11 protein-coding genes and 1 pseudogene are annotated in these 13,189 nt (G+C 61.1%); 5 read left to right on the forward strand and 7 right to left on the reverse strand.

From position 1 onward, the window contains the following. Positions 1 to 25: 25 nt before the first annotated feature. Positions 26 to 1,372, reverse strand: a complete 1,347-nt coding sequence (locus tag BLW36_RS08295) for a DEAD/DEAH box helicase (RefSeq protein ID WP_091387193.1) — start codon at positions 1,370 to 1,372, stop codon at positions 26 to 28. Positions 1,373 to 1,877: 505 nt separating this feature from the next. On the opposite strand from BLW36_RS08295, the gene BLW36_RS08300 reads away from it, so the two are divergent. The 3 genes and pseudogenes from BLW36_RS08300 to mmsB all read left to right on the forward strand — a co-directional run. Next, on the forward strand, positions 1,878 to 2,477 hold the full coding sequence (locus BLW36_RS08300) for a GNAT family N-acetyltransferase (RefSeq protein WP_091387195.1): 600 nt from the start codon (positions 1,878 to 1,880) through the stop codon (positions 2,475 to 2,477). A 131-nt stretch (positions 2,478 to 2,608) separates the two neighbouring features. Continuing rightward, positions 2,609 to 4,120, forward strand: a complete 1,512-nt coding sequence (locus BLW36_RS08305; protein ID WP_211567168.1) for a CoA-acylating methylmalonate-semialdehyde dehydrogenase — start codon at positions 2,609 to 2,611, stop codon at positions 4,118 to 4,120. Between the two features lie 16 nt (positions 4,121 to 4,136). Further along, positions 4,137 to 5,039 (forward strand): annotated as a pseudogene (gene mmsB, locus BLW36_RS08310) (3-hydroxyisobutyrate dehydrogenase); the annotation flags it as partial. A gap of 158 nt (positions 5,040 to 5,197) precedes the next feature. On the opposite strand, the gene parE reads toward mmsB, so the two are convergent. The 6 genes from parE to BLW36_RS08340 all read right to left on the reverse strand — a co-directional run bounded on the left by parE (position 5,198) and on the right by BLW36_RS08340 (position 10,794). After that, the gene (parE, locus tag BLW36_RS08315; RefSeq protein ID WP_091387198.1) at positions 5,198 to 7,084 is read right to left on the reverse strand and encodes a DNA topoisomerase IV subunit B; all 1,887 of its coding nucleotides are present in this window, start codon (positions 7,082 to 7,084) and stop codon (positions 5,198 to 5,200) included. Positions 7,085 to 7,096: 12 nt separating this feature from the next. Further along, positions 7,097 to 7,720, reverse strand: a complete 624-nt coding sequence (locus tag BLW36_RS08320; protein WP_091387200.1) for a YqiA/YcfP family alpha/beta fold hydrolase — start codon at positions 7,718 to 7,720, stop codon at positions 7,097 to 7,099. A 94-nt stretch (positions 7,721 to 7,814) separates the two neighbouring features. Continuing rightward, the gene (locus tag BLW36_RS08325) at positions 7,815 to 8,513 is read right to left on the reverse strand and encodes a hypothetical protein (RefSeq protein ID WP_139304842.1); all 699 of its coding nucleotides are present in this window, start codon (positions 8,511 to 8,513) and stop codon (positions 7,815 to 7,817) included. 141 nt (positions 8,514 to 8,654) lie between these two features. Next, complete coding sequence (locus tag BLW36_RS08330) at positions 8,655 to 9,482, reverse strand: metallophosphoesterase (protein WP_244506195.1); 828 nt, start codon at positions 9,480 to 9,482, stop codon at positions 8,655 to 8,657. Between the two features lie 43 nt (positions 9,483 to 9,525). Further along, positions 9,526 to 10,047: a DUF1249 domain-containing protein gene (locus BLW36_RS08335; RefSeq protein WP_091387203.1), complete on the reverse strand. Its 522-nt coding sequence runs from the start codon at positions 10,045 to 10,047 to the stop codon at positions 9,526 to 9,528. 87 nt (positions 10,048 to 10,134) lie between these two features. Then, positions 10,135 to 10,794 (reverse strand): NUDIX domain-containing protein, encoded by a 660-nt coding sequence (locus BLW36_RS08340; RefSeq protein WP_091387205.1) that lies wholly within the window; start codon positions 10,792 to 10,794, stop codon positions 10,135 to 10,137. 248 nt (positions 10,795 to 11,042) lie between these two features. Between BLW36_RS08340 and BLW36_RS08345 the strand changes: the two genes are divergently transcribed. Together BLW36_RS08345 and BLW36_RS08350 are read left to right on the forward strand one after the other, a co-directional pair. Then, complete coding sequence (locus BLW36_RS08345) at positions 11,043 to 12,083, forward strand: glycosyltransferase family protein (protein WP_091387207.1); 1,041 nt, start codon at positions 11,043 to 11,045, stop codon at positions 12,081 to 12,083. Between the two features lie 38 nt (positions 12,084 to 12,121). After that, complete coding sequence (locus BLW36_RS08350; protein WP_091387209.1) at positions 12,122 to 13,174, forward strand: glycosyltransferase; 1,053 nt, start codon at positions 12,122 to 12,124, stop codon at positions 13,172 to 13,174. The last annotated feature ends 15 nt before the right edge of the window (positions 13,175 to 13,189 follow it).

Below are 13,189 nucleotides of genomic sequence, written 5' to 3' on the forward strand. Positions count from 1 at the left end.
CCGCTCTTTTTATATTTGCAGTCCGCTAGGCGGATTCGGTTCTGCGCGCCGGGCGCCTGCGGCGGCGCGGGCGCTCGGCATCGCCGCGCGGTGCCGCGTCGCCGCGGTTGCCGCTGCGACCGCGGCCGTTGCCACGGGGATTGTCCTCGCGTCGCTGCCCGCCGCCGTTGCGACCCTGTCCACCGCCACTGCGATTCTGTCCACCGCGCGGCTTGTGGCTGCCGGATTCCGGCAGCTGGTGGTCGGGCTCAAATCCCTCGATCTCCTCCCGCGGCACCGGCTTCTTGATCAACCGCTCGATATCCCGCAGCTGTTTGATCTCGTCCGCACTGACCAGCGATACCGCCTGACCGCGCGCCCCGGCGCGGCCGGTGCGGCCGATACGGTGCACGTAATCTTCCGGAACGTTCGGTAAATCGAAGTTCACCACCTGCGGCAGCTGGTCGATATCGATTCCGCGCGCGGCGATATCGGTTGCCACCAGTATCTGCACCTTGCCGCTCTTGAAATCCGCCAGCGCCTTGGTGCGCGCGTTCTGGCTCTTGTTGCCGTGAATTGCCACCGCGCGGATCTTATCCGCCTCCAGCTGCTTCACCAGTTTGTTGGCGCCGTGCTTGGTGCGGCTGAATACCAGTGCCTGGTGCCAGTTGTTCTCGCGGATCAGGTGACTCAGCAGCTTCTGCTTGCGCGCCTTGTCCACCGGGTGCAGTTTCTGGCGCACGGTTTCTGTGGTGGTATTGCGCGGGCTGACATCGATCTCCAGCGGATCCTTGACCAGCCCCTTGGCGAGGCCGCGGATCTCCGGCGAGAAAGTCGCCGAGAACAGCAGGTTCTGGCGCTTGGCCGGCAGGACCTTCAGGATGCGCTTGATATCGTGGATAAAGCCCATGTCCAGCATGCGGTCGGCTTCGTCCAGCACCAGTGCTTCCAGATTGTCGAAGCGGATAGCGCGCTGGTTGTAGAGATCCAGCAGGCGACCGGGAGTCGCCACCAGAATGTCTGCACCGCCGCGCAGGCGCATCATCTGCGGATTGATTTTCACTCCACCAAACACCACAGAGTGACGCAGTGGCAGATACTTGCTGTAACCCTGCACATTGTCGAATACCTGTGCCGCCAGCTCGCGGGTCGGTGTCAACACCAGTGCGCGCACCTGGTTGTTGCGCGCGCGTTCTCCCTGGGACAAACGGTGCAGCAGAGGCAGGGTAAAGCCGGCGGTCTTGCCGGTACCGGTCTGCGCAGCAGCCATAATGTCGCCGCCCTTCATCACGGCGGGAATCGCCTGCGCCTGAATGGGTGTGGGTTCGCTGTAGCCCTGTTCCGCCACGGCGCGGGCAATCTCCTGGGCCAGGCCCAGATCTTCAAATAACATGTATAAAAACCTCGAATTGCGCCTTGGGCACAATTAAATAAGCTCGCCCCGCTCGCGGGTGCGAAGTAAAAATCGGGATTGGCGAACTTATGCTACTTGGCTCTGAGTTCGCGCCGCCGTCGAGTGACCGGTGATAGCACCGGCATGGTGCGGCATTCAGTAGAGAGGTCCGGGAAGAATTTAGGAAAAAATTCCGGGGGAGTTGCCGGCGGCTTGCCGGCCTACAGATGACGCAGCTGATCTCGGATCAGCGGCGGCACTATAACACACAGATCCCGACTGCATAGTTTTATTTACCGTTTTATTTCACCTAGATGCGATCGCGTTCTAGCCCGCCTATCGGTTAAACGATTTACTTCAATGGGCGCCACCCCTTGGGGATCCCCAGACCACGACCGTAGGATACAAATACGGTTGCATAAGCGATCGAGGGCTTTGTAGAAGTTAAATTTCTGCTGAGGAAGTTTCGGCAACAACTGCAAAAGCAGTTAGGAGGTAGATAAAAATGTCTACCTACAACAACACATGCAAAAATTACGAATCGGAAACGGTCACCTTGGGAAATGGACGCAGGGTAATGATTCGCCCGGTGTGCAGAAACGATGGCCAGTTGGAAAAAGATCTGATTGAGGGGTTGTCGCCCGAGACACGCCGCGACCGCTTTATTGGTGGTAGCTGCAAGGCCAGCGAAAAACTCATCGAACTGTTGACCGATAATGATCACCAGCAGCACGAGGCGTTTATCGCCGTGGCTGATAGCGACCACGCTCAACGCGCAGTGGCCGTAGCCCACTACGCGCTGGACGATGACGGCCACGGCTGTGAATGTGCCGTAGTGGTGAGCGATGCTTGGCAGGGCCTGGGTCTCGGCAGCCGAATGTTACAACGGCTGATCGACTCTGCCCGCGAGCACAATCTCGATCGGATTTACTCCATTGAGTCCGCCGACAACGTGCGCGTGAAAGGCTTTGCCAAGTCTATGGGCTTCAGCTGCAAGGCGGACCCGCGCGACTACACGCTGCTGACTTATTCGCTCGACCTGCATCAGCCGGCTTTCGGGCCGACAGTTGCTGCAGCGCACAACATTGCTGCGCGCCCACGTTAGCCACGGGCAGCGCAAAAAAGTAAGGGAGGAAAGCCTATGTGGCGTGCCGGTGAAAACAGGCGCGCCACTTTTTCTAGCGCCACTGATTCCTGCACCTAAACTGTTCATGCATCGCTATCCGGGTGACCAGCATGGACAACACAATTCCCGCCAAACTTCCCCTGTACCTGCACGGCAGTTGGGTCCAATCCCACAGCCACGAATGGCTGGATGTAACCAATCCCGCTACCGGTGAAGTGCTGACCCAGGCACCTTACACGACCGAAGACGAACTGCAGCGGGCGATAGACTCCGCCAGCGAGGCGTTCCAGAACTGGCGCGAAACGCCGGTGCCGGCCCGCGCGCGGCTGATGCTCAGATACCAGGAGCTGCTCAAGCAGCACCAGGAGGAGCTGGCCGAGATCCTGTGCGAGGAGACCGGCAAGACCTTCGAGGATGCGAAGGGCGATATCTGGCGCGGTATCGAGGTGGTCGAACAGGCGGCCAATATCGCCGCGCTGACGATGGGAGAGACAGTCGAGAATGTGGCATCAAGCATCGACTGCTATTCGTATCTGCAACCGCTCGGTGTCTGCGCCGGCATCACTCCGTTCAACTTCCCGGCAATGATTCCGCTGTGGATGTTCCCGATGGCGATTGCCTCCGGCAACACCTTTGTACTAAAGCCGTCAGAACAGGATCCAATTACCCCGTGCAAGCTGGCGGAATTGTTTGAAGAGGCCGGCGCCCCCAGGGGGGTATTGCAGGTGGTGCACGGTGGCAGGGAACAGGTGGATTTCCTGCTCGAGCACCCGGACATAAAGACTATCTCCTTCGTCGGCTCGGTGCCCGTGGGCCAACATATCTACCGCACCGGCACCGATCACCTGAAGCGGGTACAGGCCTTCGCCGGCGCCAAGAATCATATGGTGGTGATGCCGGACGCGAACAAGCAGGCGGTACTGAACAATGTGGTCGGCTCCTCGGTCGGCGCCGCCGGCCAGCGCTGTATGGCCATCTCGGTGGTTGTACTGGTGGGCGAGGCGCAGCAATGGATTCCGGAGATTCGCGACACCATGGCGAAGGTGCGCCCGGGTTATTGGAAGGATCCGAAGGCGGACTTCGGCCCGTTGATTTCACCTACGGCGCGCGAACGGGTGCTGAGCTATATCGCCAACGGCAAGGCCGAGGGTGCCAGCTGTCTTCTGGACGGCTCCGAGGTAAAAGTCGACGGCTACCCGAACGGCAACTGGGTCGGGCCGACGCTGTTTGCCGATGTCATGCCGGAGATGTCGATCTACACGGACGAAATCTTCGGCCCGGTGCTGTGCCTGGTCAACACCGATACGCTCGACGACGCCATCCGGCTGATCAACGACTGCCCCTACGGCAACGGCACCTCGATCTTTACCTCGAGCGGCGCCGCGGCGCGCAAGTATCAGCACGAAATCCTCGTCGGCCAGGTGGGTATCAACGTGCCGATTCCGGTGCCGCTGCCGTTTTTTAGTTTTACGGGCTGGCGCGCGTCCTTCTACGGCGACCAGCACGCCTACGGCAAACAGGCGGTGCGTTTCTACACCGAGACCAAGACGATTACCGCGCGCTGGTTCGATGCGGATATCGAACACGCGGAACATCCGAACATGACCATTCACCTGAAATAAAAGCGCGCACGCTTCAGGGAGAAAAACGATGGGCAAGACAGTGGCATTCTTCGGACTCGGCCATATGGGTGGTCCCATGGCCGCCAACCTGGTCGAGGCAGGCTTTACCGTAAAGGGCTTCGATCCGGTGGCGGCATTGCTGGATATTTCCGCCAGCCGCGGCGTCGGCAAGGCGTCGTCACCGCTCGAAGCCGTCGCCGGTGCGGACTACGTGCTGAGCATGCTGCCGAACGGCGAAGATGTCGAAGCGCTGTATATCGACCGGGACAAACTGCTCGACCATATCGCCGAAACAACGCTGGTGATCGACTGTTCCACCGTCGCTGCCAGCAGCTCCAGGCGTCTGATCACGGAGGCGCAGCAGCGCGGGCTGGATGCGATCGAGGCGCCGGTGTCCGGCGGCGTCGCCGGAGCCGTCGCCGGCACGCTCAGTTTTATGTGCGGTGGCGAGACGGCCAATGTCGAGCGCGCGCGGGAAGTGCTGCAACATATGGGCAGCAACGTTTTCCACGCCGGCCCCGCAGGCGCCGGGCAGACCGCGAAGATGTGCAACAACATGCTGCTGGCCATCCATATGATCGGCACCGCCGAGGCACTGCAACTGGGCGTCGACAACGGCCTGGACCCTAAGGTGCTATCGGAAATCATGCAGAAAAGTTCCGGCGCCAACTGGTCACTGGAGAAATACAATCCCTATCCGGGCGTGATGGAGAATGTGCCGGCGAGCAAGAACTATGAGGGCGGCTTTATGGTAAAGCTGATGTGCAAGGATTTGGGCCTGGCACAGCAGGCGGCGACCGCCAGCCGGTCCTATACGCCGCTGGGCTCACTGGCGCGCAACTTGTACGGGCTGCATAGCTTGGCGGGAAATAACGAACTGGATTTTTCCAGCATCCAGACATTGTTTAATAGAAAATAACGAAAATAGAATTCCGAAACTTTTCAGAGAAAAAACAAATAGCCCAGAGTTTTTATCCATTCCTCAAAACTGCAATACGCTATTCAAACTCGCCAGATTTATATGCCGTAAAAACAAAAAGCCCCGCATCGGCGGGGCTTTTTCAGTGGGGCGAACGGTTATCCGACTTCCGCCAGGTTGCCTTTTGTCTCCAGCCACTGCTTGCGATCACCAGCGCGTTTCTTCGCCAGCAGCATGTCGAGCAGCTGATTGCTGTCATCACCGGCATCGATGTACAGCTGCACCAGTCGGCGCGTGTCCGGATCCATGGTGGTCTCGCGCAGCTGCAGCGGGTTCATCTCACCGAGGCCCTTGAAGCGGGTGACCTGCACCTTGCCCTTTTTCTTCTCGGCGGTGATGCGGTCGAGGATGCCCTGCTTTTCCGCTTCATCCAGCGCGTAGTAGACATCCTTGCCGATATCGATGCGGAACAGCGGCGGCATGGCGACGTACACGTGGCCCTCGGTGACCAGTGGACGGAAGTGGCGCAGGAACAGCGCGCACAGCAGCGTGGCGATGTGCAGGCCGTCGGAGTCGGCGTCGGCGAGGATACAGATCTTGTTGTAGCGCAGCCCCTCGAGGTTGTCGCTGCCCGGATCCACCCCCAGGGCCACGGCGATATCGTGCACTTCCTGGCTGGCGAGAATCTCGGCCGAATCCACTTCCCAGGTATTCAGGATCTTGCCGCGCAGCGGCATGATCGCCTGGAATTCACGGTCGCGGGCCTGCTTGGCGGAACCGCCGGCGGAGTCACCCTCCACCAGGAAGAGTTCGGAGCGGGACGTATCGCCGCTGGAACAGTCCGCCAGCTTGCCCGGCAGTGCCGGCCCCTGGGTGACTTTCTTGCGCGCGACCTTTTTCGCCGAGCGCACGCGCTTCTGCGCGTTGCTGATACACAATTCCGCGAGGCGATCGCCCTCTTCCGTATGCTGGTTCAGCCACAGGCTGAACGCATCCTTGGCCACGCCGGAAATAAACGCTGTCGCCTCGCGGGACGACAGGCGCTCCTTGGTCTGGCCGGAGAACTGCGGATCGGCCAGCTTGGCCGACAGCACGTAGGAACACTGAGCCCAGATATCCTCCGGCCCGAGCTTGATACCGCGCGGCAGCAGGTTGCGGATCTCGCAATAGTCGCGCATCGCCTCCAGCAGGCCGGAGCGCAGGCCGTTGACGTGGGTGCCGCCCTGGGCAGTCGGAATCAGGTTCACGTAGGATTCGGCGGTGATCTCGCCGCCCTCCGGCAGCCACTGCACCGCCCAGTCGGCGGCCTCGGTGGAAGCGGCAAAACTGCCGACAAACGGTTCGGCAGGCAGAACTTCCCAGCCCTGGTTGGCGGCCGCCAGATAATCCTTCAGGCCGTCCTCATAGAACCACTGATCGGATTCACCGTCCTGCTCATTGATAAAGGTGACGGTCAGGCCCGGACAGAGTACCGCCTTGGCGCGCAGCAGGTGGCGCAGGCGCGGCACGGAAAACTTGGCGGAATCGAAGTATTTCGGATCCGGCATAAAGCGCACGCTGGTGCCGGTGGTGCGCTTGGCGCAGTCGCCAATCACTTCCAGGTCCGAGGCCTTGTTGCCGTCCTGGAAGCCGATGCGGTGCACATGCCCGTCGCGCTGGATGGTAACTTCCAGCACTTTGGACAGCGCGTTCACTACCGACACGCCGACCCCGTGCAGACCGCCGGAGAACTGGTAGTTCTTGTTGGAGAACTTGCCGCCGGCGTGTAGCGTGGACAGGATCACCTCGACCCCGGGGCGCCCCTGCTCCGGGTGGATATCCACCGGCATGCCGCGACCGTCGTCGCTGACCGACAGCGAGTGATCCTTGTGCAATACGACTTCGATCTTCTTGGCGTGGCCGGCGAGGGCCTCGTCGACACTGTTGTCGATCACCTCCTGCGCCAGATGGTTGGGGCGCGTGGTATCCGTGTACATGCCCGGGCGCTTGCGCACCGGATCTAGCCCCGTGAGTACCTCAATATCTTCGGCGGAATAGTTGGCCATAATTTTTATTGATTACTGCTGGTTAAATAGAAATTCGACAATGGGCTCGCAATAGCGCGCGAAGCCCTGAAAGCTGTGATCGCCCCCGTCTTCGATGGTCTGACGCTGGCCGCGGTAAAACGTCTCCGCGTCGCGGTAGTCGAGCGTCTCGTCGCCGCGCTGCGCCAACAGCCAGTAGCGGCCGCGCAGGGGCTGCCGCAGTTCGCCATCCAGTTGGCGCATGGTATCAACGTCTGCCTCGGTTAGGCGATATTCCTGCGACTCACCGCTGTATGGCTTCAGTACCTGCCCGACGTAAGCCGGCATAAAGCGCCCCGGATGCACCGCGGGGTTTACCAGTACCGCCGGCAGTCCATAGCGCTCCGCCAGGTAACTGGACCAGAAGCCGCCCATGGAGCTGCCCACCAGGCCTATGGGACCGCACCCACCGCTGTTCAGGAAGCGTTCCACCAGCGCGACCAGAGACTGCTGCGCGATGGCGGGATAGGGCGACACCTGCGGCGCACAGAAGACGATGCGCGGGTGCTCGGCGGCGAGGCGCTCGCGCATCAGCTGGCACTTGTAGGATTGCGGGGACGACAGAAAGCCGTGCAGGTAGATCAGCAACGGCCGCTGTTTTTGCTCTAATGCGGACATGGGCGGGGATTATAACGCCCACGGCGGCAGGATTGGCGACTTGTGCCGGGATTGTCGATGCAACCCCGGGGCCGGGGCCACCCGGCATCCGCGGTCAGCGCAGGGATCTGTCCAGGCTGCTAAACGCGCGGCGCAGGTCCATGCGCATGTCCGCCCAGAATGCCGGCGGCGAGAAGCGCTGCAGGCGCTCGCCACCGGAGCCGGCAAAGGTATCGCCGAACTCGCGGCGGTCGCGGAACTGCAGGACGACGTTGCCGCTGCGGTCATACAGGGTGCCGGATAGAGTGCCGTAGGCGACGCTCTCCGAGAACACCTGCCGCAACCGGGTGGTCTGCTCGAGCGGGGCGGGCAGATAAAAGTTGGTCAGCCGCAACCGCAGCGTATAGTCCGCGGCGCCGCTGCCGGCAGCCAGCCGACCGCCCCGCGGGCCGAGAAAGTTTTCGGCAAACGCCTGTGCCATGGTCTGTTGCAGGCGGGCGCGCTCACTGGCATCCAGGGTGCGATTGCGAAACCCTATTGGCTGGAGGCTGGAGGCATCCTGGCTGCGGTAGTCGATTTCGAGTGGCGCCAGGTACACGGAGGCACCGCTGAGATTAAGAGCAGGCGCGGCCGCCACCGCGTCCAGGCCGCTGCGGCGCGGCAACAGGCCTCTGGCGCCGGCCTCAGAACGAATCGCCGCATGGGCACCGGCGCCGCTAGCGGACAATGCATCGCCCGATACGGCCGGCTGCTGGCCGCAGGCGGCCAGGAACAGGGGGGAAGCCAAGACTAGCGGCAGGAAAACGTTTCTCATACATCGCCTCACAAGGTCCCGCATACAGCTGGAGCATTCATTGTAAGGCCGGCAAAGGGGAAAGACAGGTTTTGAGTAACGACTGCGGCTGGCGCCGGACAGCCGCCGACCAAGCATTCACGAACAGAGCAGCAGGCTGGCTCAGTAGCCGGCCGAAGCCAGGTCGACGCTGTACTCGGACACGGTGACGCGCTCCACGCCTGTTTCATAGCTGCCATCGTCGCACAGCTCGAACCAGCGATAGCCGGGCATTTCTTCATCAACGGCAAAGGGCCCGCTGCCCGGCGTGAACTGCACCGATGTGGAAGGTGTTGCATGGAGGCCCACGCTGCCAAGGCCGGGGCGGTCGAGCCGGCTGTCGAACTGCTGGTGCACATGCCCCCACACCAGGGCCTTCACATTCTCGGCATCGCCAATCAACTGCAGAAAGCGCTCAGCGCCCTCGCGCAGCATATGGCCGTCGATCCAGTCACTGCCCACCGGCACCGGCTGGTGATGCATCAGAATCATCACCGGGTGTTCGCGACACTCCGTCAGCAGCTGCTGCAAGCGCGTCAGTTGTTCGTCACTGAGCCCGCCGCAAATGTGACCTTCCAGGCTGGTGTCCAGCAGCAGCAACCGCCAATTGCCCAGCGCTACCAGTTCCGCGCAGCGGCTCGGGGCGAACTGCCGCATGCGCGCGGCATCGTCGTGGTTGCCGGGCAGCCAGTACCACGGCGTGCGCACGGGCTGCATTTTCTGCAGGAAGCGGCGATAGGCCGCCTCGGAGCCATTGGCACTGATATCGCCGGTAGCAACCAACAAATCCGCGCCCGGCTGCTGTGCACCGATGGCCCGCAGCACTTCGTCCAGGGTGTGACCGGTGTCCAGACCCAGCAACTGGTAGTCAGGCCGACCGCCGATATGGGGGTCGGTAAACTGAACCAGGCGATGTACGGACCCGATTGACTGTTTGCGCTCGCGACTCACTTGCTCACCTTGTAAACACATCCATGTGCAACCCGGCAGAACGTTACATTCGCCGACCATCCAGCACTAATTCAAATTCCACCTGACCGTTCGCGAGACAGTGCCCCAGCCATTCACCGAGAAAGCGGTTCGCCTGCTGCCGTTCATCCGCCCGCTGCATGCGCGGATTGGGGTAGACACTATCGACTCCATTGCCACCCACCGGCCCGTACCCGTCCACCGCAACCACCTCTGCCATACGTGCGTCGTGGTAGAGCCGCACCCTGATCTGCGGCGGCGCCAGCCAGCGGCGTTCGCTATCGTCGGCCGCCGCACTCAAACGGACTTCCGTCGTATATCTGGAGCGCTCCACTACTGACAGCTCCAGAGAGCCGTGCGGCATCCGGTAGCGCCAGTGCTGCCTGCTGGCCAGTTCCGGCAGCAGCTTGCACAGGCGCAGATAGTTCGCATCGCAGTCGGCGTGATAAGACGGCAAGTCGACGCGGTACGTCGACTTTTTCTTACCTTTTAGCGACACATCGGCGCGACTGCGCGCCTTTGCCCCGGTTTCGGTCAGTAGGGCCATTATCGACACTCCAATTCTATTGTCGCCGTGACTTAGATCTCAGTTTGCACGCAGAGCGGGTAAACGAACGAAATCCACGGTGACCGGTTAGCCTTCTGGCGTACCTGCCACCAGTTGTTCACGCTTTAGCTGCAGCCACTGTAGACAAATGATGGTGGCCGCATTATCGATCGGGCAGCCATCCGGGCCCCTCTCATCCATCGCCCGCAGCACCTCTTGCCGCGGAAACACCCGCAGGCGGATATCCTCGTTTTCGTGCTCCAGGCCGAAATGCCCCTCGGCTCCGTCGAGGTCGACCAGCGCACAGTAGAGGTGCAGCCGCTCCGAGCTGCCGCCCGGGCTCGGCATATAACTGCTAACGAAGTGCAGCTCTCCCACCTGCAGACCGGCCTCTTCCACCACTTCCCGCCGGGCCACCTCTTCCAGAGGCTCGCCTTCCTCCACCATACCCGCGACCACCTCCAGGCACCAGGGGCCGCCCGGGCGCTCCAGCGCGCCGACGCGGAACTGCTCTATGAGCCCGACGAGGTCCCGCTCGGGATCGTAGAGCAGCACCCCCACCGCCGGGTCGCGCACGAACAGCTCGCGCTCGAACTCGCCGCTCCAGCCACCACGAAACAGGCGATGCCGCAGGCGCAGGCGCAGCATGGTGAAAAACCCCTGAAATACCGGCGTGCGGGATATCACATCCACAGCACCGCGGCTGAACTGGGGTGACAGATCGGTTTTGCTCTCACTCTTTTTCATTATCGCATCTCTTCAACGGGTCAGCGGGACAGCGCCGCGGGGCCATTCCCATTTGCGGGGCTATATCGCCGTCGGGCAACTGTTATACTCTGCGCCCATTTAACGGGCCTGGGAACAAATCCACAGTCGCAACGGGGCTCCCAGAGCCACCTGCAAAGCCGTCTTGGATCTGTCTTGGGCCCTTTGACAGCCCCTGACTCAGCGGCCACACAAATTATTTTCCCCAGGATATCTAGAGAACGCACCATATGAGAGTGCTCAATATTGCCTATCAGCAACTGCGCCGCTACGGCAAGACGCGGGTCAGCTGGGCCCAGAAACTGACCTTCGGACTGATCAAGAATGACCACTATACTCAGGTTTTCAGCGATCGCGATGTAGCCGCGTTCGAAGCGCCGCTAGGGATTCGCGACCTCGGCGTAAAAAAGGCCAACCGGCGCCTGTTGGAAACCGTCGATGCATTCGAGCCCGACCTGGTGATTGCCGGCCACTGCGACATGATCGGCAACGACACCCTGAAAGAGATCAAACAGCGGCTGCCGAACTGTGTGATCGCGCACTGCAACAACGATCCGCTGTTCGTACCGAGCAATGTGGAGCGCATCAAATACCGCGCAGAGGTTGCCGATGCGGTCTTCGTCTCCACCGGTCGCCGCGAACTGAAGATGTTCGAGGGCTTTGGGGCGCGCGTCTACCACATGCCGAACCCGGTAGATCCGGCGATCGAAAACCTGGACAACTCCCAGCGCACCGATCTGCCCATCGACCTGCTGTTCTGCAGCAACAGCAACAACTTCACCAAACGCCTGCAGATGGTCAAGAACCTGAAAGACGCGCTCGGTGATTCGCTGAACTTCAAAACCTACGGCAGCTTCGGCGAGGCGCCGGTGTGGGGCCGCGACTACGATCGCGCGCTGGCGCAGACCAAGATGGGACTGAACTTCAATCGCCAGGACACGCACTACTGGTATTCGTCGGCGCGCATGGCGCAACTGGCCGGCAACGGCATCCTGCAGTTCACCAGCGACAAGCTGCATTTCGACGAGCTGTTGCCACCGGAAAGCGTGGTTTACTTCGATGACGAGCAGGATCTGCTGGCAAAGATTCGTGAATTCCACGGCGACGATGCCAAGCGTCGCGCCTGGGCGGCGCGCGCGCGGGATTTCTTCCAGACGGAAATGAATTCGCAACTCTACGCGCAGTACATCGTCGAAGCCTCGACGCTGCAGCCTTTCAGCCACGACTACGCCTGGGCGCGCGATATCAATCTGGACGGCTCGCTGAAGTAGCGCGCACACCGGACCACAGACACTGAACAGTATTGCTTATGAGTAACAAGCCAATTCGAGTGGCACAGGTATTGGCCGGCGCAGAACACGGCGGTGCGGAAAACTTTTTCGTGCGCCTGGTGAGCGGTCTGAACGAGCGCCCGCAGCTGGACGAGAAAGCGTTTATCCGCAACCACGACCACCGCGTGCAGGCGCTGCGCAACAACGGCGTGGAGACCGAAGGTTTCAAGTTCGGCGGCAAGCTGGATTTTCGCGGCCGCAAGATTTACCGGCAGGCACTCAACAACTGGCAGCCGGATATCGTGATGACCTGGATGGGACGCGCCACCATCATCACCCCCAATTCCAGCGATTACCTGCTGGTCAGTCGCCTGGGGCACTATTACAACCTGAAGTACTACCGCCATGCGGATTACTGGATCGGTATCAGCAAGGGCATCTGCCAGCACATGATCGATGGCGGTATCCCGAAAGAGCGGATTTTTCACATCCCCAACTTCGCCGACGAGACGCCGGTGGAGCCGCTGCCAAGAAACAGCTTCAACACCCCGGAAGACAAGCCGCTGATCCTCGCCGCCGGTCGCCTGCATGTGAACAAGGCGTTCGACGTGCTGCTGCACTCACTGGCGCAGATACCGGATGCGATACTGTGGCTCGCCGGCACCGGCCCGGAAGAGAAAAAGCTGAAAGCTTTATGCCACAAGCTCGGCCTGGATGAGCGCGTGCGGTTTCTCGGCTGGCGTACTGACGTCACCGCGCTAATGCGCACGGCCGATCTGTTCGTGTGCCCGTCGCGGCACGAGGGCCTCGGCTCCATCGTGATGGAATCCTGGGCGCACCGCTGCCCGATCGTGGCGACCAACTCTCAGGGCCCCGGCGAGGCCATCACCGACGGTGTGAGCGGCCTGATCACCCCCATCGACGACGCGGATGCGCTGACCAAGGCGATCAAGTCTGTGCTGGACAATCCCGATTTGCGCCAGAGCCTGATCGAAGGCGCTGCCGAAGTGTACGCGAACGGTTATTCAAGGAAGCATATCGTCGACTCTTATGTCGAGCTGTATCAGCAGCTGATGGCAAAGCGCGGCTGAGTCAAACCGACGCCT

It is taken from the genome of Microbulbifer marinus (genome assembly GCF_900107725.1).
Classification (GTDB): domain Bacteria; phylum Pseudomonadota; class Gammaproteobacteria; order Pseudomonadales; family Cellvibrionaceae; genus Microbulbifer; species Microbulbifer marinus.

What these genes read in the sequence shown, in the direction of transcription:
- BLW36_RS08300 (WP_091387195.1), top strand. Translation starts at nt 1,878, where the DNA reads ATGTCTACCTACAACAACACATGCAAAAATTACGAATCGGAAACGGTC.
- BLW36_RS08320 (WP_091387200.1), bottom strand. Translation starts at nt 7,720, where the DNA reads ATGTCCGCATTAGAGCAAAAACAGCGGCCGTTGCTGATCTACCTGCAC.
- BLW36_RS08350 (WP_091387209.1), top strand. Translation starts at nt 12,122, where the DNA reads ATGAGTAACAAGCCAATTCGAGTGGCACAGGTATTGGCCGGCGCAGAA.
- BLW36_RS08305 (WP_211567168.1), top strand. Translation starts at nt 2,609, where the DNA reads ATGGACAACACAATTCCCGCCAAACTTCCCCTGTACCTGCACGGCAGT.
- parE (WP_091387198.1), bottom strand. Translation starts at nt 7,084, where the DNA reads ATGGCCAACTATTCCGCCGAAGATATTGAGGTACTCACGGGGCTAGAT.
- BLW36_RS08335 (WP_091387203.1), bottom strand. Translation starts at nt 10,047, where the DNA reads ATGGCCCTACTGACCGAAACCGGGGCAAAGGCGCGCAGTCGCGCCGAT.
- BLW36_RS08340 (WP_091387205.1), bottom strand. Translation starts at nt 10,794, where the DNA reads ATGAAAAAGAGTGAGAGCAAAACCGATCTGTCACCCCAGTTCAGCCGC.
- BLW36_RS08295 (WP_091387193.1), bottom strand. Translation starts at nt 1,372, where the DNA reads ATGTTATTTGAAGATCTGGGCCTGGCCCAGGAGATTGCCCGCGCCGTG.
- BLW36_RS08325 (WP_139304842.1), bottom strand. Translation starts at nt 8,513, where the DNA reads ATGAGAAACGTTTTCCTGCCGCTAGTCTTGGCTTCCCCCCTGTTCCTG.
- BLW36_RS08345 (WP_091387207.1), top strand. Translation starts at nt 11,043, where the DNA reads ATGAGAGTGCTCAATATTGCCTATCAGCAACTGCGCCGCTACGGCAAG.